This is a genomic window from Pseudomonas sp. CLCA07, from assembly GCF_053615335.1.
Genome location: NZ_CM132131.1, coordinates 6,651,595 through 6,677,584, shown reverse-complemented (window position 1 = coordinate 6,677,584; position 25,990 = coordinate 6,651,595). Strand labels below are relative to the sequence as shown.

30 protein-coding genes and 1 pseudogene are annotated in these 25,990 nt (G+C 58.3%); 9 read left to right on the top strand and 22 right to left on the bottom strand.

What is annotated here, in order from left to right:
* Positions 1 to 7: 7 nt before the first annotated feature.
* From ACWGZX_RS30590 to ACWGZX_RS30560, 7 genes are all read right to left on the bottom strand, one after another.
* Positions 8 to 901, bottom strand: coding sequence for a polysaccharide deacetylase family protein (locus tag ACWGZX_RS30590; protein ID WP_452626737.1), 894 nt, complete (start codon positions 899 to 901; stop codon positions 8 to 10).
* A complete protein-coding gene (locus ACWGZX_RS30585) occupies positions 901 to 1,773 on the bottom strand; it encodes a GNAT family N-acetyltransferase (RefSeq protein WP_452626736.1) in 873 nt (290 codons plus the stop codon). The genes ACWGZX_RS30590 and ACWGZX_RS30585 overlap by 1 nt, the downstream gene beginning before the upstream one ends.
* 211 nt (positions 1,774 to 1,984) lie before the next feature.
* The gene (locus ACWGZX_RS30580; protein ID WP_452626735.1) at positions 1,985 to 2,455 is read right to left on the bottom strand and encodes an SgcJ/EcaC family oxidoreductase; all 471 of its coding nucleotides are present in this window, start codon (positions 2,453 to 2,455) and stop codon (positions 1,985 to 1,987) included.
* A 312-nt stretch (positions 2,456 to 2,767) separates the two neighbouring features.
* On the bottom strand, positions 2,768 to 3,160 hold the full coding sequence (locus ACWGZX_RS30575; RefSeq protein WP_223513409.1) for a hypothetical protein: 393 nt from the start codon (positions 3,158 to 3,160) through the stop codon (positions 2,768 to 2,770).
* Complete coding sequence (locus tag ACWGZX_RS30570) at positions 3,157 to 3,519, bottom strand: P-II family nitrogen regulator (protein WP_452626734.1); 363 nt, start codon at positions 3,517 to 3,519, stop codon at positions 3,157 to 3,159. The genes ACWGZX_RS30575 and ACWGZX_RS30570 overlap by 4 nt, the downstream gene beginning before the upstream one ends.
* Positions 3,516 to 5,300: a DUF1538 domain-containing protein gene (locus ACWGZX_RS30565; RefSeq protein ID WP_452626733.1), complete on the bottom strand. Its 1,785-nt coding sequence runs from the start codon at positions 5,298 to 5,300 to the stop codon at positions 3,516 to 3,518. Before ACWGZX_RS30565 ends, ACWGZX_RS30570 begins: the two co-directional genes overlap by 4 nt.
* Positions 5,301 to 5,591: 291 nt before the next feature.
* Positions 5,592 to 6,452: an NAD(P)H-binding protein gene (locus ACWGZX_RS30560; protein ID WP_452629091.1), complete on the bottom strand. Its 861-nt coding sequence runs from the start codon at positions 6,450 to 6,452 to the stop codon at positions 5,592 to 5,594.
* A 178-nt stretch (positions 6,453 to 6,630) separates the two neighbouring features.
* Here ACWGZX_RS30560 and ACWGZX_RS30555 point away from each other — a divergent pair, with 178 nt between their 5' ends.
* Positions 6,631 to 7,317 carry a TetR/AcrR family transcriptional regulator gene (locus tag ACWGZX_RS30555; RefSeq protein WP_452626732.1) on the top strand — a complete coding sequence of 229 codons (687 nt, stop codon included), beginning with the start codon at positions 6,631 to 6,633 and terminating at the stop codon, positions 7,315 to 7,317.
* A 5-nt stretch (positions 7,318 to 7,322) separates the two neighbouring features.
* Here the strand turns inward: ACWGZX_RS30555 and ACWGZX_RS30550 are convergent, their stop codons facing one another.
* From ACWGZX_RS30550 to ACWGZX_RS30520, 7 genes and pseudogenes are all read right to left on the bottom strand, one after another.
* Positions 7,323 to 7,607: a hypothetical protein gene (locus ACWGZX_RS30550; RefSeq protein WP_452626731.1), complete on the bottom strand. Its 285-nt coding sequence runs from the start codon at positions 7,605 to 7,607 to the stop codon at positions 7,323 to 7,325.
* A 399-nt stretch (positions 7,608 to 8,006) separates the two neighbouring features.
* Entirely contained in the window at positions 8,007 to 8,237 is a 231-nt protein-coding gene (locus ACWGZX_RS30545) for a hypothetical protein (protein ID WP_007946177.1), read from the bottom strand.
* 390 nt (positions 8,238 to 8,627) lie between these two features.
* Positions 8,628 to 9,065: pseudogene (locus ACWGZX_RS30540) on the bottom strand (DNA topoisomerase IB); the annotation flags it as partial.
* An 83-nt stretch (positions 9,066 to 9,148) separates the two neighbouring features.
* Positions 9,149 to 10,228 carry a molybdenum ABC transporter ATP-binding protein gene (modC, locus tag ACWGZX_RS30535; protein ID WP_452626730.1) on the bottom strand — a complete coding sequence of 360 codons (1,080 nt, stop codon included), beginning with the start codon at positions 10,226 to 10,228 and terminating at the stop codon, positions 9,149 to 9,151.
* 3 nt (positions 10,229 to 10,231) lie between these two features.
* Positions 10,232 to 10,912: a molybdate ABC transporter permease subunit gene (gene modB / locus ACWGZX_RS30530; protein WP_223513432.1), complete on the bottom strand. Its 681-nt coding sequence runs from the start codon at positions 10,910 to 10,912 to the stop codon at positions 10,232 to 10,234.
* The gene (gene modA / locus ACWGZX_RS30525; RefSeq protein WP_452626729.1) at positions 10,913 to 11,680 is read right to left on the bottom strand and encodes a molybdate ABC transporter substrate-binding protein; all 768 of its coding nucleotides are present in this window, start codon (positions 11,678 to 11,680) and stop codon (positions 10,913 to 10,915) included.
* 279 nt (positions 11,681 to 11,959) lie between these two features.
* Positions 11,960 to 13,024 carry an NAD(P)H-dependent flavin oxidoreductase gene (locus ACWGZX_RS30520; RefSeq protein ID WP_452626728.1) on the bottom strand — a complete coding sequence of 355 codons (1,065 nt, stop codon included), beginning with the start codon at positions 13,022 to 13,024 and terminating at the stop codon, positions 11,960 to 11,962.
* 187 nt (positions 13,025 to 13,211) lie between these two features.
* On the opposite strand from ACWGZX_RS30520, the gene acuI reads away from it, so the two are divergent.
* Entirely contained in the window at positions 13,212 to 14,195 is a 984-nt protein-coding gene (acuI, locus tag ACWGZX_RS30515; protein ID WP_452626727.1) for an acrylyl-CoA reductase (NADPH), read from the top strand.
* On the opposite strand, the gene ada is transcribed toward acuI, so the two are convergent.
* From ada to ACWGZX_RS30490, 5 genes are all read right to left on the bottom strand, one after another.
* Positions 14,196 to 15,260 carry a bifunctional DNA-binding transcriptional regulator/O6-methylguanine-DNA methyltransferase Ada gene (gene ada / locus ACWGZX_RS30510; protein WP_452626726.1) on the bottom strand — a complete coding sequence of 355 codons (1,065 nt, stop codon included), beginning with the start codon at positions 15,258 to 15,260 and terminating at the stop codon, positions 14,196 to 14,198. It abuts the gene before it with no gap.
* Between the two features lie 87 nt (positions 15,261 to 15,347).
* Complete coding sequence (gene alkB, locus ACWGZX_RS30505) at positions 15,348 to 16,013, bottom strand: DNA oxidative demethylase AlkB (RefSeq protein ID WP_452626725.1); 666 nt, start codon at positions 16,011 to 16,013, stop codon at positions 15,348 to 15,350.
* A 3-nt stretch (positions 16,014 to 16,016) separates the two neighbouring features.
* The gene (locus ACWGZX_RS30500) at positions 16,017 to 16,685 is read right to left on the bottom strand and encodes a 2OG-Fe(II) oxygenase (RefSeq protein ID WP_223513447.1); all 669 of its coding nucleotides are present in this window, start codon (positions 16,683 to 16,685) and stop codon (positions 16,017 to 16,019) included.
* Between the two features lie 127 nt (positions 16,686 to 16,812).
* Entirely contained in the window at positions 16,813 to 16,983 is a 171-nt protein-coding gene (locus ACWGZX_RS30495; protein ID WP_452626724.1) for a hypothetical protein, read from the bottom strand.
* 35 nt (positions 16,984 to 17,018) lie between these two features.
* A complete protein-coding gene (locus ACWGZX_RS30490) occupies positions 17,019 to 17,321 on the bottom strand; it encodes a DUF1883 domain-containing protein (protein WP_007946189.1) in 303 nt (100 codons plus the stop codon).
* A gap of 212 nt (positions 17,322 to 17,533) precedes the next feature.
* On the opposite strand from ACWGZX_RS30490, the gene ACWGZX_RS30485 reads away from it, so the two are divergent.
* Both ACWGZX_RS30485 and ACWGZX_RS30480 read left to right on the top strand, forming a co-directional pair.
* Positions 17,534 to 17,890 (top strand): hypothetical protein, encoded by a 357-nt coding sequence (locus ACWGZX_RS30485; protein ID WP_223513450.1) that lies wholly within the window; start codon positions 17,534 to 17,536, stop codon positions 17,888 to 17,890.
* A 72-nt stretch (positions 17,891 to 17,962) separates the two neighbouring features.
* Positions 17,963 to 18,193, top strand: a complete 231-nt coding sequence (locus ACWGZX_RS30480; RefSeq protein ID WP_223513452.1) for a hypothetical protein — start codon at positions 17,963 to 17,965, stop codon at positions 18,191 to 18,193.
* Positions 18,194 to 18,203: 10 nt separating this feature from the next.
* On the opposite strand, the gene ACWGZX_RS30475 is transcribed toward ACWGZX_RS30480, so the two are convergent.
* Together ACWGZX_RS30475 and ACWGZX_RS30470 are read right to left on the bottom strand one after the other, a co-directional pair.
* Entirely contained in the window at positions 18,204 to 18,485 is a 282-nt protein-coding gene (locus ACWGZX_RS30475) for a hypothetical protein (RefSeq protein WP_452626723.1), read from the bottom strand.
* A gap of 139 nt (positions 18,486 to 18,624) precedes the next feature.
* Positions 18,625 to 18,813, bottom strand: coding sequence for an SH3 domain-containing protein (locus tag ACWGZX_RS30470; RefSeq protein ID WP_223513458.1), 189 nt, complete (start codon positions 18,811 to 18,813; stop codon positions 18,625 to 18,627).
* A gap of 282 nt (positions 18,814 to 19,095) precedes the next feature.
* On the opposite strand from ACWGZX_RS30470, the gene galU reads away from it, so the two are divergent.
* Both galU and gorA read left to right on the top strand, forming a co-directional pair.
* A complete protein-coding gene (gene galU, locus ACWGZX_RS30465) occupies positions 19,096 to 19,935 on the top strand; it encodes a UTP--glucose-1-phosphate uridylyltransferase GalU (protein WP_008155104.1) in 840 nt (279 codons plus the stop codon).
* Positions 19,936 to 20,067: 132 nt separating this feature from the next.
* Complete coding sequence (gene gorA, locus ACWGZX_RS30460) at positions 20,068 to 21,426, top strand: glutathione-disulfide reductase (RefSeq protein ID WP_452626722.1); 1,359 nt, start codon at positions 20,068 to 20,070, stop codon at positions 21,424 to 21,426.
* On the opposite strand, the gene ACWGZX_RS30455 is transcribed toward gorA, so the two are convergent.
* On the bottom strand, positions 21,423 to 22,433 hold the full coding sequence (locus ACWGZX_RS30455) for a DNA-binding protein (protein ID WP_452626721.1): 1,011 nt from the start codon (positions 22,431 to 22,433) through the stop codon (positions 21,423 to 21,425). The two genes, gorA and ACWGZX_RS30455, sit on opposite strands and share 4 nt — an antisense overlap.
* 178 nt (positions 22,434 to 22,611) lie before the next feature.
* On the opposite strand from ACWGZX_RS30455, the gene ACWGZX_RS30450 reads away from it, so the two are divergent.
* From ACWGZX_RS30450 to ahpF, 3 genes are all read left to right on the top strand, one after another.
* Positions 22,612 to 23,550 (top strand): site-specific integrase, encoded by a 939-nt coding sequence (locus ACWGZX_RS30450; RefSeq protein WP_452626720.1) that lies wholly within the window; start codon positions 22,612 to 22,614, stop codon positions 23,548 to 23,550.
* Positions 23,551 to 23,700: 150 nt separating this feature from the next.
* The gene (ahpC, locus tag ACWGZX_RS30445; RefSeq protein ID WP_452626719.1) at positions 23,701 to 24,264 is read left to right on the top strand and encodes an alkyl hydroperoxide reductase subunit C; all 564 of its coding nucleotides are present in this window, start codon (positions 23,701 to 23,703) and stop codon (positions 24,262 to 24,264) included.
* A gap of 137 nt (positions 24,265 to 24,401) precedes the next feature.
* Positions 24,402 to 25,967, top strand: a complete 1,566-nt coding sequence (gene ahpF / locus ACWGZX_RS30440; RefSeq protein WP_452626718.1) for an alkyl hydroperoxide reductase subunit F — start codon at positions 24,402 to 24,404, stop codon at positions 25,965 to 25,967.
* The last annotated feature ends 23 nt before the right edge of the window (positions 25,968 to 25,990 follow it).

Genomic DNA, 25,990 nt, shown 5'->3' with positions numbered 1-25,990 from the left:
GGCGTCCCTAAGCGGGGAATTCGGCTATCCAGTGCCTGGCAATCTCTTCTCGCCGGCAGATCCACGCCGAGCCGTGGCCTTGCACGTAATCGAGAAAGCGCGCCAACGCCATCGCGCGTGCTGGATGGCCACTGATCCGGCCATGCAGGCCGACGCTCATCATCTTCGGATGTTGCGCGCCCTCCTGCCACAGCAAGTCGAAAGCATCCTTGAGCAGCTGGAAGAAGTCCTCGCCGGAGGAAAAACCGTTCGGCAGCAGATAGCGGGCGTCGTTGTTGACCAGTGTGTACGGGATCACCAGGTGTCTGGGCGAACCTGGAAGCCAATAGGGCAGGTCATCGTTGTAGGCGTCCGAGCTGTAGAGGAGCCCGCCGTCTTCGCGCAACAGGCGGCAGGTGTTCGGACTGACCCGCCCCGTGTACCAACCTGTGGGGCGCTTGCCGCAGATCCGCTCGATCGCGTCGAGGGTAAGGCGGATATGGAGCCGCTCTTCGTCTTCGGGGATGTCGCGATAGTCCAGCCAACGGTAACCATGCCCGGCGACTTCATGCCCGGCAGCGCGGAGCGCGTGGCCGATCTGCGGGTTGAGTTCCAGTGCCCGGCCGACGGCGAAGGCGGTCAGGGGCAGGCCACGGGCGCTGAACAGCTCCAGGATGCGCCACACGCCTGCGCGCGATCCGTATTCATACATTCCCTCGACACTCAAGTCCCGTTTTCCCGGGCGAGGTGGGCGGCCAGGCAGCTCGTGAAGATAGGCTTCTGACTGGGCATCGCCATTGAGGATGCACGACTCCGCGCCCTCCTCGATGTTGAGCACGAACTGAACCGCGACGCGAGCGTCACCCGGCCATCGCGGGTGGGGTGGACAACCGCCGTAACCGACGAGATCGCGCGCGGACATCAGCCCAGCTCGAAGGTCGTGACGCCGAAGACACGTTCGTGCGCGAGAGCCGGAGGAGGGCCGAGATACATGCGCGCGCAGCCGAAGACCTCGTTCATCCCATGTTGGTGCACGAGCGCCATCGCGGCGCGGTTGTTCTCCGGGGTGTCGAGAAACAGCGGGCCACCCGCGGCGAAGCTTGCCAAGTGCGAGTAGAGGGCATTGGCCGCCAAGGCGTCATCGCTGAACAGGGGACCGATCTTGCAGCCTTCGCTGCAGCGCCGCACCACGCCGAATCCGCTCAGCCTTCCTTGGCGCCGGCAACCCAGGGCGAGCGCATCGGGTTGGGCTATCCACCCTCTCAGGAAGGTCGGGCGCGAGGCTGGGAAGCAGGTGCGGTCATAATCGAGAACCTGATCGAACGCAAAGGTAGCCAGCGGGACGATGTCTTCGCCGTCAATAAGCGAGGATGCCGTACGTTCGGGGATCTCGGCACGAAAACGCATGTTGCGATGGGAGAAGACGAAGCCACCCTTGGCGTAGTAGTCCTGCATGGCGAAGACACCGTCCATGCCGATGCTCGCACCTGGGCGCAAACGAGCGAGGAGGCGCTCGCGGCGGGCGTGCCAGAGGGTATTGCCGAGGCCGTGTCCGCGATATTCGGGCCGAACGATGAAGAAACCCATGAAGCCGAATTCGCCGTTGTAGGAGGTGATGGCACCGCCGCCAATCAACTCACCATCAAGGTCCGCCGCGATGAAAGCCTCAGGGTCCGTAGCCCAGAACAGCTCGGCATCGTGAAGGCCGGGATTCCAACCCTCGCGTGCAGCCCAGCCGACGAGCTGGTCCAGCTCGGAGCGGGTCATGTTGCGTATCACAAGCTGATTCGACACCGCGATGTGCTCCTCAGTCGATAGTCGAGCGCGCGGTCCATCTCCCGGGGCCGGGGACATCAGAGAGCGTGCATGCTGCGCACTTCGTTGCTATCCGGAACCGCCTTTGCCCATGGGGTTCGTAGAGAGATGTACATCCAGCCTGGCCTGTTGAGCAAGAGTCGGGCGCTGTCTGAGTGATGTCCGCCGATGTCCGATAGTGATCGCCGCCTCAATTCTTCTCTGGCATTGCAGAGGAGTGATGACTAGTAATCAACCACTGCTTTCCGTCCCACTTGTAGGTGTATGTGTAGCGAGCTTTGACTTGAGCACCCGTAGTTTGAAAGGTGAATGTATAGAGTCCAGCGTCAACTGCAGAGTTACAACCAATAAATATTGTCCTTGAGTTGATCCTGCCTTCGGGCTTGTTTTCCAGGAAGTGATGGAAGTAGTCCTCCTTTTCGGTCGCGGTTAGTCTCGGTTTGTTCGACACGGTAGGAAGAAGGACCGAGCGCTCGGCATAGTTGGCGACAACCTGGTCTGGGTCACCGGTTTGCAGCGAGCGATTCCATCGGTCAAACAAGGCCGAGATTTCTTGCTCATTGGTTGCCTTGCAAGTTTCCGTGTGCGTTCCCGGTGGGGCTGAGGCACAACCTGCAAGAACGACAGCAAGGGCAGTTGACAGGACAGTTATGTTTCTCATCGGCGATACTCCTGGCGGCAGTCGAAAGCGGTGATGGAATGACATTCCTTGTCATTTTGCAAATCATTGATTTGCCTGAGTGTGGTCACTGCGAGTGCGACATTGTGCGAGGAGAAGCACGCCAATAATGGCAAACCCGAGTTTCTCGATGAGTATAGGAGGAAAATCAAACTACGCTGCTGACATGCCAGCAGACTGTCCACTGTTGGCCGATTTGGAATTATCCTCTGCTTCTTGGCGTCACTTTTGGAATGGGAATGTTGCAATCGGATTGGCTAAATCTTACAGCGGGCGTTTTGTAATTTAGTGTTTTCAAAATCCCTCTACCTTCGCGCCGGGGTCTTGCGTTACGCCCGCAGGCATCGCCAGTGGCGTCGCGAAATTCAATTTGACCATGTACACCAAACCTCTGCCCGGCTCGGTCAGCTCGGCGTGTGCACAGATGAAGTCGAACACCGCTTCGGCCTGGGCTTCGTCCACCACCACGTTGACCACCCGGGTGAGAACCGCCTCTGGCACTTCGTTGCGGGGGGCTTTGGCGGCCTGCAGTACGGCCACACCGCGGCAGCTGACGCTGTCCGCACGCGTAATGCCATGCGCCTCTCGCAACAGCAGCAGCAGCCTGCGCTCCGTGCCATCGTCGGGCAACACGCAGGTAATGAGTTTTGCAGCGCCGCCCGGTATACCCGCAACCGCCACGCTCACGAGGCTCTCCCTTGTTCCAGCATTTCGCGGGGGATGTAGGTAGCCACTTTTTCCACCGGTGTCGCATAGATCATGCCGGCACCGGGAACATCCAGGTTGGCCGCGTGATAGATGGCCTCGAGTACCGCGTCCTGATAGTCGGCAGCTACCAGCAGGCTGACCACTTCTTTCTCCGCATCAATGGCGATGCTGAGCAGGCCGAGCCGCTCACGGGGACCAAGCCCGTTGGCGTGGTAGACAATGGCGCCTGGCGCGCCCATGCCCTGGGCCGCGCGGATCACCAGATCTGCGCGCCCGACGGGGACAATGCAGGTGATCAGTGCAACGTCAGTAAGGTAGGTAATTCCTTCAGCTTTCATTCCGCTTCTCCCGTGCCCAATAATTGATTCGCAGGCTGTTCCGTGGCGGCCTTTGTCTGTCTCCACAACTGGAAACGCGCCCACTGTCCGAGGAGCATGACGCTGATGACCGGGCCGACGGATGCCATACAAAGAATTCCGAAACCCTCGACTGCGTTTGTGGCATTGCCCAGTCCCAGCCCCATGGCCAGAACGAGCGGAACGGTTATTGGCCCCGTGGTGACACCCGCGCTATCCCAAGCCACATTGACAAACTCTTCGGTCGAAAAAATCGTCAGTACCACCGCGAACAGGTAGGGCGGCACCACCAGCCAGACCAGTGGCAGGCCGAACACCAACTTGGCCACACCCACGGCAATACCGCAGGCGACACCTATCGATACTGCACGTATAAGGCTGCGCTTGCGGATAAAGCCGTTGGTAAGAGTCTCTGCGGTGACGCCGAGCGCATTCAGCGCAGGTTCGGCGACGGTCGCCCCGTACCCGAGCACCCAGGCGAAAGCCAAGGCCAGTACCAACCCCACCTCATACATGTAGAGCGGGGAGTCGTCCGCGCCGGGAGTCTGCATGAAGGCCGCCGGAATCAGCGAACCCGCACTCCCTCCCAGCTTGGACAGACCGTAGGTCAGACCGAGATTGAACACGCACATGCCCACCACGGTCAGGGCGATACCGAGGAAGATCTCGCCGCGCCGCGGCAAGCTTTGGCGCAGCAGCAGTTTCAGTACTATCAGTAGGAATATCACCAAAGGCACGATGGCCCGTAGCCCCGAAACAATCTCCAGTCCGGGGCTGACCGTGTGCCAGTCTGCCGCCAGTTGTCCGGCGTTGGTAGCGGCCTGCGCCGCGGCGACGATTTCTGCCGGCGAGGAGATAGCCGCCACGTACAGGCCCAGCAGCATTACTCCGATGACGGGAAACAGCGAGGCCAGGGTGACAATACCGAACCCGGACAGCCCGGAACCACCCTTGCCTGCAGCCGCCGCGATGCCGATGCCCAACGCCAGCACCAGCGGCACAGTGACCGGCCCGGTGGTGACCGCGCCAGCATCCCAGGCCAGGCCGATAATCTTTGCAAGCTCAGGGTCACTGCTCATATACACCGTCAGCAGCAGAACGGGCGCCAGCGATAAATAGATCAACGGCTTCAGGCTCCAGCCATAGAGGAAGCGGAGCGTGCCGGTTACAGCGGCCAGACCGACGCTGGCCCCCACAACCAGAACCAGTTCGCTGGTCCACTGGTTGAGTATCGCCCAGAGGTAGGGCGCGTGCTGCGCAGAAACGTTTTGCCCAGCAGCGCGCAGCGCGCCAATAGCGGGCTCAGCGAAAGTCACCCCGATGCCCAGCAGCAGGGTAACCAGCAACACCAACGGCAGGGATAACTTGCGCGGAAGGTTGCTGCCGATTATTTCGCCGAATGGCATCAGGCCGAGTTTCAGCCCTTCCATGAACAGCATCAGTCCGACGATTACGGCGAACAGGCCTCCTGTGACAAGCAGCGAGTCCTCCACCAACTGGCGCAGGATGATGATCTGAAACAGCACCAAGTACAGGGCCAGCGGCACCACGGCGCGAAGTTGCTCCATCAGTCGGACATTGAGATAGGGCTTGAGGATGGCGGCGATCTCGCCTCCACGCAATTTCGCAGCTTTGTGGGGCGCGGCCTGCCAGCGGCCATCGGCATCGCGAACCGGTGCGGATACCAGCTCGCGCATAGGTATTTCGCGGCGACCGGCTCCAATCATATGCAAGTAGTCGGCGTAACGAATGGGGTCTTTCATAGGGTCATCAGTTGAGGTTGATCTACCGGTGTACGACCAACAGGCGGTCTCGTATTGTCGCGATTCTGGCTAAAAAACTATCTTTTTCTGCCGCGTACAATTTTGCCTGCCTTCGGCAGTCAAGGTATTGACCTCAGTCATGATGTTGATTTATTCGGGTGAGGAATTTGGCCTGTATCACATAAGCGTCAGGATCATCGCCAGCTTGACGACCTGAAGTAACGGTCGTTGATGCGGGGAAAAGCCCGTTTCAGTTTCGGCTGAAACGGTTTTTTTGTCTTCCGTAAGCTGTCAAAAGTATGATTCGGTACCAGTAGGAGATCCTTCATTCGCCCAAACACCCGCTTCTAAAGTGCGCTGAACATAGTCGCTAAAGTCTCGTGCAGGTCGACCAAGTGCGCGCTGGACGCCATCGCTCAGTGGCGTGTTACGACCATCGAGCACCGTTGTGAAGAGGTACAACACTAGAGCGATCAACTCGGCAGGAAGTTGTTCCTGTTCCAATGCCTTTCTGTAGGCATCCGGCGGCACAGCGACGAAGCGGATATCGCGGCCGGTCCCTTTAGCGATCTCATCGACCGCCTCAGCAAACGTCAGCGCCCGAGGCCCCGTCAGTTCATAAAGTTGGCCTGAGTGTCCGGGTTGGGTCAGCGCCTGAACTGCAATCTCGGCAATGTCCTCCACATCGACAAAGGGCTCCGCGATGTTGCCAACGGGAAGCGCCAGTTCACCCTGAAGAATGGGCTGCAGAAAATGCGCCTCACTGAAGTTCTGGAAGAACCAGCTGGAACGAAGGATGGTCCAGTCGATGCCGCTGTTCTGAATAACGCGTTCGGCGTGTTCTGCTTCGGCCTCTCCGCGTCCGGATAGCAGCACCAGTTTGCCGACGCCGCTTTGAACGGCCAGGTCGGTAAACGCCTGAACCGTTTCGACGGCGCCCGGAACGGCGAGGTCCGGTTGGTAGGAAATGTAAACAGCGTGAACGCCATCAAGCGCAGCATCCCAGGTGGACCGATTCTCCCAGTCGAAGGGTGGATTTGCCTGGCGCGAACCGAGGCGCACGGGTAGTTCCGCTGCTTTTAGACGTTGAGTGATCCTGCTCCCTGTTTTACCGGTCGCGCCGAGAATGAGGAGGGTGCCTTGCGTGTTCATCGCGTTCATCTCCATCGGGTTAATGTGAGTGACACTCACGTTAAAAAGATGATAAACGCTCATGTTCTACCGTCAACTGGCGTGACGAAGAAAGCCGACGTACGGCTTTGCCCCCTTGGGTGTGTGAATGGGCGGTGCTAATGTGAGTGAATGTCATGTAATTGATCGGGGAAATGCAGTGCCGAAGAAAGCCACCACCGGGCGTGAACAGCCTTTTTCAGAGACGACCCGACGCAACCCCACGCAACAACGCAGTCGCGAGCGACAGGAGCGAATACTTGCCGTGGCGACCCAGCTCATCGCGACCAAGGGCAGCGATTCGCTAAAGATGAGTGAAATTGCCGAACGCTCGGAGATTTCGATCGGATCGCTGTATCAGTATTTTCCAGACAAGAGTGCAGTCATCCGTACGCTGGCGGAGCGCTTCAACGCCGAGAGTCGCCGATGCATAGAGGCGGCACTGGCAGCTGTTGAGGACGCACAAGGATTGAGCGAGGCCTATTCAGATTTGCTGGAGCAGTATTACGACATCGCTCAGGCAGAGCCGGCGATGCGCGATATCTGGTCGGGGATGCAGGCCGACAAGCAACTGCTGGCATTGGAGCTGGAGGAGAGTCGTGTGGCGGGCAGGTTGCTGGCCGATGCGATGCTTCGGGTGTTTCCAGGCAGTGATGCCCAGCAAGTCGCTGATGCGGCTTTTCTGATCTGGCAAATGGGTGAGGCAACTATGCGCCTGGCCATATCTTGTGCACCCGAAGAGGGGCGGCGGTTGTTTGAAGCGTTCAAGCGCATGTCGCTCGCTGAAATCATGAAGCCCGCGAACATGAATACTGGGCCGAGCAGGGCCGACCCAGTTGTTGAATGAGCCTTCTAAACAAAAGGCTGGCCGGTAAAACCACGAGGCAGTCTTTGCAGCCCGGCCATGGCGGCAAGCCGCTCGGTCCAGGCTGAGCGCCAGTCATTGGCGGTGTGAGTGGCTTTGGCCTTGCGTGCGGCACGGCGTGCCGCATTGCGCTGGACCTTGCGCGCTTCCTTGTACGCATCGGTGTTTCGGCAACTTCTGCATTTCACACGGTTCAGTTCTTGGGTGGACGTGAGGTTGCTGCCTTTGTGGCCGCAGGCCAAGTGCCCGCTGACTTTGAAGTGGGTGACCATGGAACGCCTCCTTCGTGACGTGTGATTGTTTGACCCCCCGCCAACGCGAGCGTTCGTTGGCTTCCTGGCTAGGCACGCCAGGAACTCGCAAAACGCCACATACCTGTAGGAGCCGAGCTTGCTCGGCTCCTACAAGGTCGGCGGAGGCCGATAGGTTTTCAGAGGCAAAAAAAAGGCCTGCATGCGGGCAGACCAAGGTAATTCTTCAAAGGAGTAGCTCACTGTAGGACTTGAGTTGTAAATGTGACGTGAAAGAAGTGTCGAAAAAAAAGCCCGGCGACAGGCCGGGTTGAGGGGGGCAACAACAGACCTACAGACATGCGCAGACCCGATGACGATGGGTCACCGCTCATGGGGCGTGAAACAGGCCCTGTTCTTGCGTCGCGTGTCCGGATCGAATCATCTGAACCGTGGGAGGGGCGGATCGACAGGTTTTAAAGACGACAGCGTGTTTCGAATCAGGGGTGTGTCTTTTTCGATGTCGTTCAGCCGATCACGAATTCTGAGGGCTGTCGGGTGCCCCCCTTGATGATCGACCCAGTCGGCAATTTCCTTGCACGCGGCGGCAAGTCGCGCCTGCCGGGAGTCGAGCAGGGTGAGGAGGGTGGTGATGGACTCTTTTTCGGACATGGCAGACACCTCCGTAGAAGAAACCTGGCAAATGGCAACAAAAAGCCCGCGAGGGGCGAGCTTTCAGCTGTTGGGGTTGCTGTTCCTTCAGTAGTTTTCAGTATAGACCCGTGGCAGTCAGGTGACTGTTCATCAACCCAGGCGGGCCATCACTTGCGACGTTGAATTCAGCCGTTGGCCCCCGATGAACCCCTGCGTGCGAGTATCGGCAATGCGATACCAGACAGCGGCGTCAGGTGGTGGGTAGCCGGTTTCTCCCGCTCGGCGGCCATGAATGGTGATCTTGTTGCATCGCATCGCAACGAAAATGTCTTCCATGGCGTCACCGCAGCTGATTCATGTTCAGATCAACTATAGAAGTTCTTTGTGATCGTGCAAAAAATAGGCAGGTCAGTTCGTCGCTTCAGCATTAGCGAGCATTCGCTCAAGGAACACTGCCAGCCCGACTTCCTCTGATTTGAGCCCTTTACGCAATCTTGGTCGAGGCAGTTCGGCCAGGGCTCCGAGCATATAAGCTTCCAGCACCGCCGGGTGGATGTAGCATTTTCGGCACACCGCCGGCGTGTTGCCCAATTGTCTGGCGACGTTCTTGACCATCTCTATTACCTGTCGCTTTGCATCGGACTCGGGCTCCCACTGCAATTCGCGCAGCACGGACAACGCCAGAACACTGCCCGCCCAGGTGCGGTAATCCTTTGCCGTGAAATCGGCACCGGTAAGGGTTTGCAGGTAGGCATTGACGTCGGCGGAACTGACGGTATGTCGCTCGCCGTTTTCATCCAGATACTGGAATAGATTTTGTCCGGGGATTTCCTGGCAGCGCTTGCGGACATTGCGAGTCATCCTGGGTGACAAATCAGGGGGCCAGTACAGCCATTTACAGCACTCGTTTGTCGTTTGTGCCGACGGATTTAAGCCAGGACCGCCACCGCTTTGATTTGTGCCCAGAGTTGCTGGCCGGGATGCAGGCCCAACTGGTCTCGGGAGTAGCGGGTGATACGTGACAGCAAGGGTGTGCCGGCGGCGTTCAGGCGGATCAGCACATGGGCGGCGTTGTCGGCACCGATTTCACTGATTACCGTGACCGGCAAGCGATTGAGGATGCTGCTTTGCTCGACGCTTCGCAGGCTCAGGCTGACATCGCGCGCGTGAACCTTGCAACGCAGTGCCTGGCCTAGGGGCATGGGCGCGTGGGCGACGCGAATGCCCAGATCGGTATCGGGTAACTGCAAAGTCAGCAACTGATAGTGGGCGTCATAGGCGCTGACATGCCCTTCGATCACCACGCCGGCGTCGTCGCCCAGCGCCATTGGCAGGTCCAGGCGAGCGAGGGTTTCGCCGATGGGGCCGCTGGCCAGTGCCTTGCCTTCGCTCAGCAAGACGATATGGTCGGCCAGCCGCGCGACCTCATCCTGCGAGTGGCTGACGTACAGCACCGGGATGTCCAGTTCATCGTGCAGGCGTTGCAGGTAAGGCAGAATTTCGTTCTTGCGCTGACTGTCCAGCGCCGCCAGCGGTTCGTCCATCAATAAAAGTTTCGGGCTGGTGAGTAGCGCGCGGGCGATGCCGACCCGTTGCCGTTCGCCGCCGGAAAGATGCTGCGGGTGACGCTCCAACAGGTGCCCGATCCCCAGCAGTTCCGTGGCATGGTCCATGTCGACTCGGCGCTGCTGTTTCGGGATGCGCTTGAGGCCAAATTGCAGATTCGCCAACACCGACAGATGGGGAAACAAACTGGCTTCCTGGAAGACATATCCCAGCGCGCGTTTATGCGGCGGCACGAAAATCTTGTTGTCGCTGTCCTGCCAGACCTCATCGTTGATCTGGATAAAACCCTGTTGCGCCCGTTCCAGCCCCGCAATGCAGCGCAGGCAGGTGGTCTTGCCCGAGCCTGAGTGTCCGTAAAGCGCCGTCACGCCGCGGCCAGGCACTTGCAGGTCCACGTCCAGGGCGAACCCCGAATAGCTCAGTTTCAGACGCATATCGATCATCGATCAGCTCCAGCCTGCTTTGGTTTTACGGCCGGAATAGAGCACCAGCAACACTGCAAAGGAGAACACCAGCATCGCCCCGGCCAGCCAATGGGCCTGGGCGTATTCCATGGCTTCGACGTGATCGTAGATCTGCACCGACACCACGCGGGTCTTGTCCGGGATGTTGCCACCGATCATCAAGACCACGCCGAACTCGCCGACGGTGTGGGCGAAGCCGAGAATCGCAGCGGTGATAAAACCGGGTCGGGCGAGGGGCAAAATCACGCTGAAGAAGGTGTCCCATGGATTCGCGCGCAAGGTCGCGGCGACCTCTAATGGACGAGTGCCAATGGCGGAAAAGGCGTTTTGCAGCGGTTGAACCACGAATGGCATCGAATACAGCACCGAGCCAACGACCAGTCCCGCAAAACTGAATGTCAGGGTGCCAAATCCCAGCGATTGGGTGAACTGACCGACAAAGCCGTGAGGCCCCAGCGCCAGCAACAGATAAAAGCCAATCACCGTGGGCGGCAGGACCAGCGGCAGGGCGACAATCGCCCCGACCGGGCCGCGCAACCAGGAACGGGTGCGCGACAGCCATAACGCAATCGGAGTGCCGATGACCAGCAGAATGGCAGTCGTCAGGGACGCCAGTTTGAGGGTCAGCCAGATGGCGGAGAAGTCGGCACTGGTCAGCGTCATTTAGAGTTGGTAACCGTAGGATTTGATGACAGCGGCGGCTTTCGGACCTTTAAGGTAGTCAACCAGAGCCTTGGCGGCCGGGTTGGCCTTGCCTTTGTTGAGGATCACCGCATCTTGTTTGATCGGGTCGTGCATGTCGGCTGGAACGATCCACGCCGAGCCGCCGGTGACTTTGCCGTCTTTGTAGATCTGCGACAAGGCTACAAAACCGAGTTCGGCGTTGCCGGTGGAGACGAATTGATAGGCCTGGGTGATGTTCTGGCCCTTAACGATTTTGTCCTTGACCTTGTCGGTCAGCCCCAGCTTGGCCAGTACCTGAGTCGCGGCCAGGCCGTAAGGTGCGGCCTTGGGGTTGGCGATGGACAGATGCTGATACTGATTGTCGCTCAGTACTTTGCCCTTGGCATCGACGTAGCCGTCTTTGGCCGACCACAAGGCCAGGGTGCCAATGGCGTAGGTGAAGCGCGAACCCTTGACCGTGTCACCTTCGGTTTCAAGTTTTTGCGGCGTGGTGTCGTCTGCCGAGAGGAACACTTCGAACGGCGCGCCATTCTTGATCTGGGTGTAGAACTGGCCGGTTGCACCATAAGCCGCGACCAGTTTGTGCCCGGTGTCTTTTTCGAAATCGGCAGCGATGGCCTGGATGGGCGCAGTGAAGTTGGCCGCGACAGCGACCTGGACTTCGTCCGCATTGGCGGCTCCGAAAGCGAAGACTGCGATCAGGCTGGTGAGGCACGCAGGGGCAAAACGTGAGGCACGAATGGTCATGAAACGGCTCCGTGGTAGGCGAGTGCTGCAAGGGGTAAATCGCTATATAGATGAATATATAGCGAAAAGCCTGTAAACGGAATGTGTTGGTTTCTGAGTGGGGAATCGGTATTAGCCGCGCTCAACCCTGTAGCAGCTGGCGAAGCCTGCGTCCGGTTGCGAAGCAGCCGTAAGATCAGGCAACTCGGTTGTATCAGATACACCGTGGAGGCAGGGTTTACGACGGCTGCGCCACCGGACGCAGCCTCGCGGGCTCGGCAGCTGCTGCAGGGGATCGCTTTATCGACCGAGCAGCTTGGCCAGTCCTGCATCCGCCAAGTGTCGGGTCAATTCTGCAGCCGTCATGTCAACGCCTAACCTGAATGCCTGCCCAGCCCACAGATTGCTGAAATCCGCTTCGTCCTTGGCTCGCAACGGCATCAGCGCACCACCGGCGAGTGGGAAGGTTGGCGCTTTATCGCTGATCGGCCCGAGTTCGCGCATCACCCGATTGAGAATGCCGCGTGCCGGGCGACCTGTGAAAATGTTGGTGACGGCGGTCTCGCTTTCTTTGGCGGTGCGCAACGCTTTGTAGTGCGACCGGCTGACCTTGGCTTCTGGCGTGAACAAGTAAGCTGTGCCCACCTGCACCGCCGAAGCGCCCAATACAAAAGCTGCCGCAACACCCCGCGCATCACTGATTCCACCGGCTGCAATCACCGGCACTTTCACGGCATCGACAATTTGAGGCACCAAAGCAAAGGTCCCGACCTGGCTGCTCAGATCGTCACTGAGAAACATCCCGCGATGACCACCGGCCTCGTAACCCATGGCGATGATTGCGTCACAGCCCTGCTGTTCCAGCCAGACGGCTTCTTCGACCGTGGTGGCCGAGGACAGAATTTTCGCGCCGGTGGCTTTTACCCGATCCAGCAGGGATTTTTCTGGCAAACCGAAGTGAAAACTGACTACTTCAGGGCGAAACTCTTCGACGACCTCACAGGCCGCGGCATCGAATGGTGCTCTATTGGATACCGGTGTCGGCGCATCGAAATCGACGCCCAGTTCCCGGTAGTAAGGTTCCAGCAAGTTCTTCCAGTCCCGGGCACGTTGCTCATCCGGAGCCGGAGGTTGATGGCAGAAATAGTTGATGTTGAACGGGCGCTGGCTGTGTTGGCGTATCGTCTTCAGCTCTTCGCGCAGTTGCTCGATGCTCAGCATCGCCGCCGGCATCGAGCCCAGACCGCCAGCGTTACTTACCGCGACGACCATGGCCGATCCATTGGCGCCGGCCATGGGGGCCTGGATGATCGGTAGTTCGATACCGAGCAGGTCGAGAATGCGGGTGTCTGGCCATTGGCTCATTTGAATGATGCTCCGACGTCAAAACAGGACAGGGACGGTAGAACCGGTTTTTTACCAGTTATCGCGGGTGAAGGACCAGTCAACTTTTGGCTGGTCAGCGGTTTGGCTTAAAGTCTGGTACGGCGAAATGTTTCTTTGTGGTATTTCAAGGGTTCCACATTCTGATTGATTCCATTGAGAGGCAACAATGTTCAACGGTATTTTGATCGACAAAGACGACAGCGGTTACCGGGCCACACTGCAAGAGATCAATGAAGATCAACTGCCCGAGGGTGATGTGACGGTACGCGTGGCGTACAGCACCCTGAACTTCAAGGATGGATTGGCAATCACCGGCAGCAGCCCGGTGGTGCGAAAATTCCCGATGGTGCCGGGGATCGATCTGGCCGGCACTGTCGAAGTCAGTGAGCACCCGGACTACAAGGTCGGTGATCAAGTCGTGCTCAATGGCTGGGGCGTGGGCGAGGGCCATTGGGGGGGATTGGCGCAGAAGGCACGCCTGAATGGTGACTGGCTGATTCCACTGCCAAAGGAGTTTACCAGCGCTCAGGCCATGGCGATTGGCACTGCGGGCTATACGGCAATGCTGTGCATCCTGGCGTTGGAGCATAACGGCGTGGCGCCGGAGCAAGGCGAAGTGCTGGTGACCGGTGCCAATGGTGGTGTAGGCAGTTTCGCCATCGCGCTGCTGAGCAAGCTGGGTTATCGCGTCGTGGCATCCACCGGGCGAACGTCCGAACACGAGTACCTGAAACGGCTGGGCGCCAGTGAAATCATTGACCGCGCCACGTTGTCCGAACCCGGCAAACCGTTGGCGAAGGAGCGTTGGGCGGCGGTCATTGACTCGGTCGGCAGTCACACCTTGGCCAATGCCTGCGCCAGCACCAAGGCTAACGGCACGGTCGCGGCGTGTGGACTGGCGCAAGGCATGGACTTTCCGGCCTCGGTCGCACCGTTCATTTTGCGCGGCGTGACATTGGCCGGGATCAACAGCGTGACCCAGCCCAAGGCCAGACGCGTACTGGCCTGGAATCGGCTGGCCAAAGACCTGGACTTCGCGTTGTTGTCACTGATCAGTCATGAAATCGGGTTGAGCGAAGCCATCGATGCCGCGCCGCGCTTGCTCGCCGGGCAATTGCGCGGGCGGGTGGTGGTCGATGTGAATCGCTGATCAGCGCGTCTCACGTTCCAGCAAAACGCGTTTGCGCTCAACCCCCCAGCGGTAGCCCGACAGGTTGCCGTCACTCCGTACCACGCGGTGGCAAGGGATCGCCACTGCCAGACTGTTCGCACCGCACGCCTGGGCCACGGCGCGAACGGCTTTTGGCGACCCGATGCGTTGGGCAATCTCGGCATAACTGGCGGTGCTGCCGGCGGGAATCTCGCGCAAGGCTTGCCAGACGCGCTCCTGAAACGCCGTGCCGCGCACGTCCAGCGGCAAGTCCAGGCCAAGGGCCGGAGCTTCGATAAATCCTACAACCTGAGCGATCAGTTGCTCGAATTCATGATCGGCACCGATCAGATGGGCGCGGCGAAACTTATCCTGTAGATCGCAGACCAGTTGGTGTGGATCATCCCCCAGCAGAATCGCGCAAACCCCGCGTTCACTTTGCGCCACCAGAATGGCTCCCAGGGAACACTGTCCGACGGCAAAACGGATGTCGGTATTTTGTCCGGCAGCGCGGTAGTCACCTGGCTTCATGCCCAACAGATGATCCGCTGCTTCATAGAAACGACTGTTGGAATTGAAGCCGGCGTCATATAGGGCATCGGTGACCGTGCCGCCGTCCGCCAGACGTTCACGAACCTTGCGCGAACGATGGGCCGTGGCGTAACCCTTGGGTGTCAGCCCCGTAACGGCTTTGAACACTCGATGGAAGTGGAAACTGCTCAGGCCTGCTGCGTCCGCCAGTTCATTGAGCGCCGGCAGATTTTCGGCGGATTCGATGTGCCGGCAGGCGACGGCAACGGTGGCCGCGTGTTGGGCGGCGACGTCACTTTGATCTTTTACGGCGCGTTTGCTTGGACGATAACCCGCCGCCTGGGCTTGTTCCGGCGTGTCGAAAAACTCGACATTTTGCGGTTTCGGCAAGCGCGCCAGACTGCTGGGGCGGCAGTAGATGCCGGTGGTTTTTACTGCATAGACAAATTGCCCGTCTGCAGCCGGATCGCGCGCGACGACCGCGGCCCAGCGAGGATCGATCTCGGTTGCTGTTTTAGTCGAATGCGTTGTCATGTCTGTATGTCCATTGACCCGTTTCATTCAGATTAATCAGGCAGAAGGGGCATCGCACTCCGGGTCTTGCGGTCAAATTCGAGCGCTTCATCCGGCCGTGCGAAAAGTGAAGTTGATCCTTTGTTCGCCCAGTCTCGGATGATGACCGTCCTTGATCGGCAGAACGCCGTGATAGCGCAAACGGTCCACGCCACCCCAGACCACGATGTCGCCATGCAGCAAGGGAACGCGCAGGCTTTTATCGCTTCGTTCAAATCCGCCGAACAGGAAGGTCGCCGGCAATCCCAGCGACACCGAAACGATCGGGGCTGCGTAGGAGCCTTCGTCTTTGTCCTGGTGCAATGACATCCTGGCCCCAGGGACATAGCGATTGATCAAGCAGGAATCGGGCACAAAATCCGCGAATCCCGCTTCACGCGCCGCTGCTTGTGCCAGTTCGAAAAATACCTCGGGCATCTCGGGCCAGGGTTGCCCGGTCTGTGGGTCATTGCGCGTGTATTTGTAGCCGCATCGATCAGTGGTCCAGCCCAAGGCGCCGCAACTGCTTAACGCAACCGACATGGTAAAGCCGCCGGGCGTGACCATTTGTCGAAACGGCGCGGCCGCTAAAACCGCGTCCAGTGCGATCAGTAACGGATTCAGCCGGGGCAGGGCGAAGCCGCGCAAGACGCAGGCTTGTTCGCCGATCTGCTCGCGCCTGGGCGGCTGCTCGGGTTCTACGTTGGCAAACAAATCCAGAGTGGTGGGGCTCATGGGTCATAACGCATCGTGAAAGATGATTCCAAGGGTATGCCGTTTTCCGCTGTGCACTCGACTCACGCCGTGGCGCATGTTCACTCGGTAATAGCCGCGAACACCTTTGACCGGCCGCTGGCTGACGGCAAAGATCAAGGCATCGCCTTTCTTCAGGTCAATGACCTGAGGGCGTGACTGCATTCGGGGGCGCTGTTCGGTCAGGACGAATTCGCCGCCGGTAAAATCTTCGTTGGGTGCTGACAAAAGAATCGCCACTTGCAACGGGAAGACGTGTTCGCCGTACAGATCCTGATGCAGGCAGTTGTAGTCCTGCGGGCCATATTGCAGCAACAAGGGCGTCGGACGTTCCTGACCGGCGGCATGGCAGCGTTGCAGAAATGCTTCGTGCGTGTCAGGAAAGCGAGTCGGCAGGTCCATCCATTCGTACCAGCGATTGGCAATTGGCACCAGTCCGGGGTAGAGCTCGCTACGCAAGCGGGCGACGGGGTCCGGCAGGGGGTACTTGAAGTACTTGTACTCGCCACGACCAAAACCGTGACGAGCCATGATCACCTGTGAACGAAAGAGCTCAGGCTGCCCGTAAAGGGCGCTGATTTCGTCGCAGACCTCGGCACTCAGGAGTGATCGGATAATGGCGCAGCCATCCTGATCGAGTTGTTGCTCCAGCATGATCTGACGCCTTCACCAAAGGTTGAGGTGGTCAGTCTAGGCCGTGGTGACGGGGTGAACACCCCGGTGCTTGCGGTCAAACTTCAGCAGCAGGAGCAGACATTCATGTTGTCGCCCCGGGGGGCTGTTACAGCGCTTTGCTGACGCTGATCTCGCTGATGACGTCGCCGCTCTGGCCATGAATGGCCTCAAGCGCAGCCTTGGCTTCATCTGCGGTGCCGTTTTCAAGCTGGGCAAACTCGAAGCGGCGTTCACCGTTGAGTTTGTATTTGATGACGTACTTGGTCGTTTGGGCCACGGTGATACCTGCTTTACTTCATGTGCGGACGTTAATCAGCTCAGTTTTGTGCTGGAGCGACGGATGATCTTGATCGAGTGCGTCAGGGTCGGTTTGCGGGTCACGCTGATTGGCCGGCGGTTGACCGTGTCGATGGTGATGTTCCAGAAACCGGTGCTCGGCGCGGTAATCCGGGCCGGGAAGGTGTCGAATGCGCCGCCGTGGTAAGTGTGACGACCGCCATTCTTGAAACTGCGGAAGTTGGCGTCGTTCATCAAGCGGATGTTGCACGTTTGGGAGCACTGGATGACGACGATGTCGTCTTCATTGAGGTGCTCGCGCTGGTGGATAAATTTCATGAGGCGCCTCCAGAAGGGCTTTTTCTACAAAATCAAAACGATAGCATGGGCGATGGGCGCAGTTTATCAGCCCGTACAGGTTATTATCGGGTCGTCGCGCTCCACTTTGACAATTAAAACCGGTTTTTCGGCATTCCATGAGCGATAAAAGTGGTCCGCCTCGGAGAAAATCAGCCTTTGTGCTGTCCGAGGGTCTTTATCGGAGGTTTTGTATGAAGTGGGGTGTGTTAGTCCTGCCGTTGGCGTTGGTCGTGAGTGGCTGCGCGAATGTTTCGGAGATCGATGAGACGCTGCCGACCATGAACGTGATCTCAGGCAAGAAGCCCCATGAGTACGCGCAGTGCCTGGTTGAGCATCTGGCCGAGAGTCGTGGCGCCTTGCAGTTGGAACCGCAAAAAGACGGGATGCGTGTGATCGTTCCGGCGAAGTTCTCGTCGGCGCCGGCAGCCGTCTTTGACATTGAAAATCGCTCCGGTGGCAGCAGCATCAAGCTGCATGAGCGGATGTCCAATGTACCGGTGCGTCCCAAGGATGTGCAGAAAGCCGCCAATACCTGTATTTCCGGCTGATAGACTAGCGACAATTTACATCGATGCCGTCAAGGCTACGCTTTGACGGCATTGTCATTTCTGGAGTCAGGCATGAAGCGAGAGCAGGTTCGGGAGCGTCATGCAGAGGGCCACATCTCTGCCACCCATGTGATTCAGAATCCGGCGAACCCAGGGGAATGGATCGTGTTTTTCAAGAAAAGCGCCGGGCGCAGTTACTTTCTGGTGGACGATAACGATGAAGTCGAGTCCTTCAGTCGTCTCGACGACTTGATCGAGGCTGTGCGGGGCCTCGGGATCAAATTCGCTGAAATTCATATGTAACGTCGATACCTTACTTGCAGACCACGACAACGCTACGGTTCTTGAAATTGCCTACGTCGACACCCAGGGTCTTGTCGCTTTCTTTGGTTGATGGCGTGCCGTCGGTGCCGACAATTCGGTAGCCGGTGCCAGCGCAAGAGGTATCGGCTTTTTCGTAGCACGTGGCCCAGGAGTTGGCTTCGCCGGAGCAGTCGATGGTCAGCCCCTGCTCGCCGTTTTTCAGGTAAGCCGTTTCCGAGGTGGCGCAGCCGCTCAGGGCCAATACTGCAATCAGAGGCAAAAATTTAGTCATGTCGTTGTCGTCGTCAGGATGATGGGGCTAAGCCTGTGACAGCGCTGGCTTCAAAAGGTTATAGCGAAGGGCCACTTCCTCTCGTTTAATCACAAAAAAGCCCCGCGCGAAGCAGGGCTTGGTCAAAAACCGGTTCAGATCAAGTCTTGTCTTTACTGCGGCGTTTGACGGGCGGGTGTTCCAGCTCCAACACGGATGCCACCTCAATCGCCAGCTTTTCGGTAGGGAATGGCCCGGTGATAGTCTCGGTGCCGCCGAAGTTCTCTATCCACCATTGGCCGTCTTTCTGTTTGATCAGGAACCCGTTGACGCTTTTTGCTTCCGACATCTATCTGCCTCGTTGGCTGGTTCAATTGCGCAATGATAGCGCCAAATGCACTGAGAAAGTGCCGATGGGCGTATGGTGGTGCGATTGCCTGTCTGGTGGAACCGCCAGTGTGGGTTCGAAGTTATCTGCTATCTATTAGAAGCTGCCGCACGATCTGCGGAACTATCCGCGGGAATATTTCTCTATGTTGGCATCGGTTAGCCAGTGCGGGGCATTGTAAGGTGCGCGCCGCCTGATTAGACTGCGCCGAAACTCGTACACACAGCCCTTTCAAGGACTTTTATGATCAAGAAATGCTTGTTCCCAGCAGCCGGTTACGGTACTCGCTTCCTGCCAGCGACTAAAGCCATGCCCAAAGAAATGCTGCCGGTGGTAAACAAGCCACTGATCCAGTACGGCGTCGAAGAAGCACTGGACGCTGGTCTGACCGAAATCTCCATCGTCACCGGTCGTGGCAAGCGCGCCCTCGAAGACCACTTCGACATCAGCTATGAGCTGGAAAACCAGATCAAGGGCACCGACAAGGAAAAATACCTGGTCGGCATCCGCAAGCTGCTGGACGAATGCTCGTTCTCCTACACCCGTCAGACTGAAATGAAAGGCCTTGGCCACGCGATCCTGACGGGTCGCCCGTTGATCGGTGACGAGCCGTTTGCCGTGGTACTGGCGGACGACTTGTGCGTCAACCTCGAAGGCGACGGCGTACTGACTCAGATGGTCAAGCTGTACGAACAGTACCGCTGCACCATCGTCGCGATTCAGGAAGTGGATCCGCAGGAAACCAACAAGTACGGCGTGATCGCCGGCGAGTTGATCGCTGATGACCTGTACCGTGTACGCAACATGGTTGAGAAGCCGGCCCCGGAAGACGCTCCGTCGAACCTGGCGATTATCGGTCGTTACATCCTGACTCCGGACATCTTCGAGCTGATCAAGCAAACCGAGCCGGGCAAAGGTGGCGAGATCCAGATTACCGATGCGCTGATGAAGCAGGCGAAAAACGGTTGCGTGATTGCCTACAAGTTCAAGGGCAAGCGTTTTGACTGCGGTGGCGCTGAAGGCTACATCGAGGCGACCAACTTCTGCTTCGAGAACTTCTACAAGACTGGCAAGGCTTACTGATAACGCCTGACCCACTTGTAATGAAAAGCCACCTTCGCAGGTGGCTTTTTCATTTCTGGCCCCCATATCGTTTGCAGTACTTGCCCGGCGGACGTCTGCGGGTATGCTTGTGGACTGCCGAGGAGATTGAAAATGGCCTTTGATTTTGATTTGTATGTGATTGGCGCCGGCTCCGGTGGTGTGCGCGCTGCGCGCTTTGCCGCCGGTTTTGGCGCGAAAGTGGCCGTGGCCGAGAGCCGCTACCTGGGCGGCACTTGTGTGAACGTCGGCTGCGTGCCGAAAAAATTGTTGGTTTACGGCGCGCACTTCGCCGAGGACTTCGAGCAGTCGTCCGGTTTCGGCTGGACACTGGGCGAGGCACAGTTTGACTGGGCCACGCTGATCGCCAACAAGGACCGCGAGATCAATCGCCTGAATGGCATTTACCGCAACTTGCTGGTCAATAGCGGCGTGACCTTGCATGAAGGTCACGCCAAAATCGTTGACCCAAACACGGTCGAGATCAATGGCGAGCGCCACACCGCTAAAAATATTCTGATTGCGACCGGTGGCTGGCCGCAGATCCCGGAAATTCCGGGGCATGAGCATGCAATCAGTTCCAACCAGGCCTTCTTCCTCAAGGAGTTGCCGAAGCGTGTTCTGGTAGTTGGCGGCGGTTACATCGCCGTTGAGTTCGCGGGTATCTTCCACGGGCTGGGCGCCCAGACCACGTTGCTATATCGCGGTGAGCTGTTCCTGCGCGGTTTCGATGGGGCGGTGCGCAAGCATTTGCAGGAAGAGCTGACCAAGCGCGGCATGGACCTGCAGTTCAATAGCGACATCGAACGTATCGACAAGCAACCTGATGGCAGCCTGAAAGTGACGCTCAAGGATGGCCGCGAGCTGGAGGCGGATTGTGTGTTCTACGCGACCGGTCGGCGTCCGATGCTCGATAATCTCGGCCTGGAAAACACCGGCGTCAAACTCGACAAGAAAGGCTTTATCGAGGTCGACGAGCAGTTTCAGACGGCCGAGCCCTCGATTCTGGCGCTCGGCGATGTGATCGGTCGGGTTCAGCTGACGCCGGTCGCCTTGGCCGAAGGCATGGCCGTGGCGCGACGCTTGTTCAGGCCTGAGCAATATCGCCCGGTGGATTACAAGATGATCCCGACCGCCGTGTTCAGCCTGCCGAACATCGGCACCGTTGGCTTGAGCGAGGAAGACGCCCGCGAAGCCGGCCACGAGGTGGTGATCTACGAAAGCCGTTTCCGCCCGATGAAGCTGACCCTGACTGAATGCCAGGAGCGCACGCTGATGAAGCTGGTGGTAGATGCCAAGACCGACAAGGTTCTTGGCTGTCACATGGTCGGGCCGGATGCCGGCGAGATCGTGCAGGGGCTGGCCATTGCCTTGAAGGCTGGGGCGACCAAGCGCGATTTCGACGAAACCATCGGCGTGCACCCGACGGCCGCCGAAGAGTTCGTCACTATGCGCACGTCCGTCGCAGGTTAATCGTCCTTGGCTGCGTCTGGCGCTGTCGCACTGACCGCCGCCAGGCGCACGCTTTCATCCAGGCTCGCCTGAGTCTTGAGTAGTTCGATTTCCAGCACTTTGTTTATCTGCGACTGCTCGTCGACACGCTGCTTCAACGACTGACTTTCCAGCAATGCGACGCGCAAGCGTTCCTGGAGGAGGGTGCGTTCGCTGTCGATGCGATGGACCTGTTCCAGCAACTGGTCCTGTCGGCTATTGGTTTGCTTGAGTTGATCCTGCAACAGGTTCAGCTCTCTCTGCGCGCCGCGGTTTTCGGTGAACAAGCGCTCATTGTCGCGGTGCAATTGGGTGATCTCATCCTGGCGCACCATTGCGCTTTGCTGCGCCTGACGCAACTCCATTTGAATCTGCTGCACCTGGCTTTCGTGGCGGCTTTGTTCCTGCTCGCGCTGTTCCTTGACGGCATTACGGTAGTGCTCCAAGGCCTCGCGCGCATGCAGGTGCTTTTCTTCCAGCGAGCGGATCTGCTCGTCCCTGTCCTGCAAGCGTAATTCGAAGCCGGCCAACGCCTGACTCAGCCCAGCGTTGCGGGTCTGCTCGGTCTGCAACATCGAACGGGTTTCTTGAAGTGACTCTGATTCCTGTGTCAGCGCCAGGCTTTGCATCTCGTACTGCTGATGCAATTCGGTGTTGGTTTTCTGTGCGTCTGTCAGTTGGCTTTCCAGCGCTTTGCGCAGCTGATCGAACTGCTCACGAGCCTGGTCGATGGGTTCCTGGGCCTTCTCCTTAAGGCGTTGAGCCAGGCGTGAAACCAGTCCCGCCAGCTCGTCATCGATAGGTTCTGGCGCGGGCTCGGCGCGCTCTCTGCCGTCGTCCAGCTCCTTCAGATAGCGATGGATCGTAGTTTTCGAACCCGTGTTGCCCATTTCGATCCGTACTGCATCGATGCTTGGATTTTCGCCGCGGGCGAGGATCGCCAACCGTGCCGCTTGCACCACTGCTTTATTTACGCCGCCACGAGCCATGAGTTCTCCTACGATTTAGCACTGTGGTACATACCACTATGGTACGCAGTGTACCATCGAAAAAATAAAGATAAATGATGTCAGTTTGTCATGCGGGATATACTGGTATTACCCCGTGTGATGAGCTACACGGCGCGATTGCACCCGCCAACGCGGTACGTTTTAGAGAGTTGAGCCGATGACTGAGCTGGATCGTTACCTACAGGCCGCCACGCGCGACAACACCCGCCGCAGCTACCGGGCGGCCATTGAGCATTTCGAAGTCAGTTGGGGCGGGTTTCTGCCTGCGACTGCCGACAGCGTCGCGCGCTATCTGGTGGCATATGCGGGGGAGTTATCGATCAACACGCTGAAGTTGCGCTTGTCGGCGCTGGCGCAGTGGCACAACAGCCAAGGGTTTCCCGATCCAACCAAGGCGCCGGTGGTACGCAAGGTCTTCAAAGGCATTCGCGCGTTGCACCCGGCCCAGGAGAAACAGGCTGAACCTTTGCAACTCCAGCATCTGGAGCAGGTGGTTGCCTGGCTGGAACAGGAAGCGACAGCGGCCAAGGCGCAGCAGGATCAACCCGCACTCCTGCGGGCTCGGCGCGACATGGCGCTGATCCTCCTGGGATTCTGGCGCGGGTTTCGTAGTGATGAGTTGTGCCGTGTTCAAATCGAACACGTTCAGGCGATCGCCAGTTCCGGTATCACGCTCTATTTGCCGCGAACCAAGAGTGACCGCGAGAATCTTGGCAAGACCTACCAGACCCCGGCCTTGCAGCGCCTTTGCCCGGTGAACGCCTACATCCAGTGGATCACCGAAGCTGCACTGGTTCGCGGGCCGGTTTTTCGAGGCATCGACCGTTGGGGCCACTTGAGCGAGGAGGGGCTGCACGCCAACAGCGTCATCCCGCTACTGCGCCAGGCGCTGGAGCGTGCCGGCATTCCCGCCGAGCACTACACCAGTCACTCCTTGCGACGCGGGTTTGCCAGTTGGGCTCATCAAAGCGGTTGGGACTTGAAGTCGTTGATGAGTTACGTGGGCTGGAAGGATATGAAGTCCGCCATGCGCTATGTTGAAGCCAGCCCGTTTCTCGGCATGGCCCGACTCGCCGAAAAGCCGTTGGCGCTGTAGATCACGTTTTCTTCTATTAATACCGTCGGTTAATAGCGAAAACAAATCAGCAGCATGAGGTTTGCCAATGAGTCTTTCAGGGATCGAGTGGGTAGGATTCACCCCATCAACTTGTTAACCAAACTTTTCAACCCAGACGGAGAGTCACCGATGCCTATCATCAACAGCCAAGTTAAACCGTTCAAAGCTAACGCTTACAAAAATGGCGACTTCGTACACGTGTCGGACGCTGACCTGAAAGGCAAGTGGTCTGTCGTTTTCTTCTACCCGGCTGACTTCACCTTCGTTTGCCCGACTGAACTGGAAGACCTGGCTGACAACTACGAGGCGTTCCAGAAACTGGGCGTCGAGATCTACAGCGTTTCCACCGATACCCACTTTGCCCACGCTGCCTGGCACAACACTTCGCCAGCCATCGGCAAAATCCAGTACACCATGATCGGCGACCCGACTCACGCTATCTCCCGCAACTTCGACGTGCTGATCGAAGAAGCAGGCCTGGCTGACCGTGGCACCTTCGTGATCAACCCTGAAGGCCAGATCAAAATCGTTGAACTGAACGATGGCGGCGTTGGCCGTGACGCTTCCGAACTGCTGCGCAAAATCAAGGCTGCCCAGTACGTCGCTGCTCACCCAGGCCAGGTTTGCCCAGCCAAGTGGAAAGAAGGCGAGGCCACTCTGGCTCCGTCCCTGGACCTGGTCGGCAAGATCTAAGTCTGTGGATCGCATCATCAGGGCGGGTTTCCGCACCTAAGTAAGCTGCAACCGCCCTCAAAAACGCCCGGGCGAGATTCGCTCGGGCGTTTTTTTATGTCTGCTTTTTATGAAACAGAAGAAAGGAAATCGCCCGTATGTTGGACGCCAATCTTAAAGCCCAGTTGAAGTCGTACCTGGAACGGGTCACCCAGCCGATAGAGATCGTTGCCTCCCTCGACGACGGTGCGAAATCCCAGGAAATGCTTGAACTGTTGAAAGACGTTTCCAGTCTTTCCACGCAAATTACCTTGCTCGATAACGGTGACGATGCACGCAAGCCATCGTTTTCGATCAATCGCCCGGGAGCCGACATCAGCCTGCGTTTCGCCGGCATCCCGATGGGCCACGAATTCACATCGTTAGTGTTGGCTCTGCTGCAAGTCGGTGGACATCCTTCGAAGGCCAGTGCTGAAGTGATCGAACAGATTCGCTCACTCAAAGGCGAGTTCAGTTTCGAGACGTACTTCTCGCTGTCCTGCCAGAACTGTCCGGACGTCGTCCAGGCCCTGAACTTGATGGCCGTGTTGAACCCGAACATCCGCCACGTCGCTATCGACGGTGCGCTGTTCCAGGCTGAAGTCGATGAACGCCAGGTCATGGCGGTGCCAAGCATCTACCTGAACGGTGTGAATTTCGGTCAGGGGCGCATGGGCCTGGAAGAAATCCTCGCCAAGCTCGACACCGGTGGTATCGAGCGTCAAGCCGAGAAGCTCAGCGCCAAGGACGCCTTTGACGTGCTGGTCGTCGGCGGTGGCCCGGCGGGTGCTTCGGCGGCCATTTACGCGGCGCGTAAGGGCATCCGCACGGGCGTGGCGGCGGAACGTTTTGGAGGGCAGGTGCTCGACACCATGGCCATCGAAAACTTCATATCCGTGCAGGAAACCGAAGGGCCGAAGCTGGCCAGTGCCCTTGAAGAACACGTCAAGCAATACGACGTCGATATCATGAACCTGCAACGGGCCACCGCGCTGATTCCAGCGAAGAATCCGGGCGAGTTACATGAGGTTCGGTTCGAAAGCGGCGCCACGCTGAAAACCAAGGCGCTGATTCTTGCCACTGGTGCGCGCTGGCGTGAAATGGGTGTGCCGGGCGAACAGCAATACAAAGCCAAGGGCGTATGTTTCTGTCCACACTGCGACGGTCCGCTGTTCAAGGGCAAGCGTGTGGCGGTGATCGGCGGCGGTAACTCCGGCGTTGAAGCGGCAATCGATCTGGCCGGCATTGTGTCTCACGTGACCTTGCTGGAGTACGACGTGCAGCTGCGCGCCGACGCGGTCTTGCAGCGCAAGTTGCACAGTCTGCCCAACGTCACCGTGATCACCAGTGCACAAACCACTGAAGTGTTGGGCGACGGTCAGAAGGTCAACGGCTTGCGCTACAAGGATCGTCAGTCGGACGAGTTGTGTACGGTCGAGCTGGAAGGCATCTTCGTGCAGATCGGTTTGCTGCCCAACACCGATTGGCTCAAAGGCACCATCGAGCTGTCGCCTCGTGGCGAGATCATCGTTGATGCTCGCGGTGAAACCTCGATGCCGGGCGTATTCGCTGCCGGTGACGTGACCACCGTGCCCTACAAACAGATCGTGATCGCCGTGGGCGAGGGCGCGAAGGCTTCCCTGAGCGCGTTTGATCACCTGATCCGGACCTCGGCCCCGGCGTAAACGCCGACGCTGAAAACACAAAA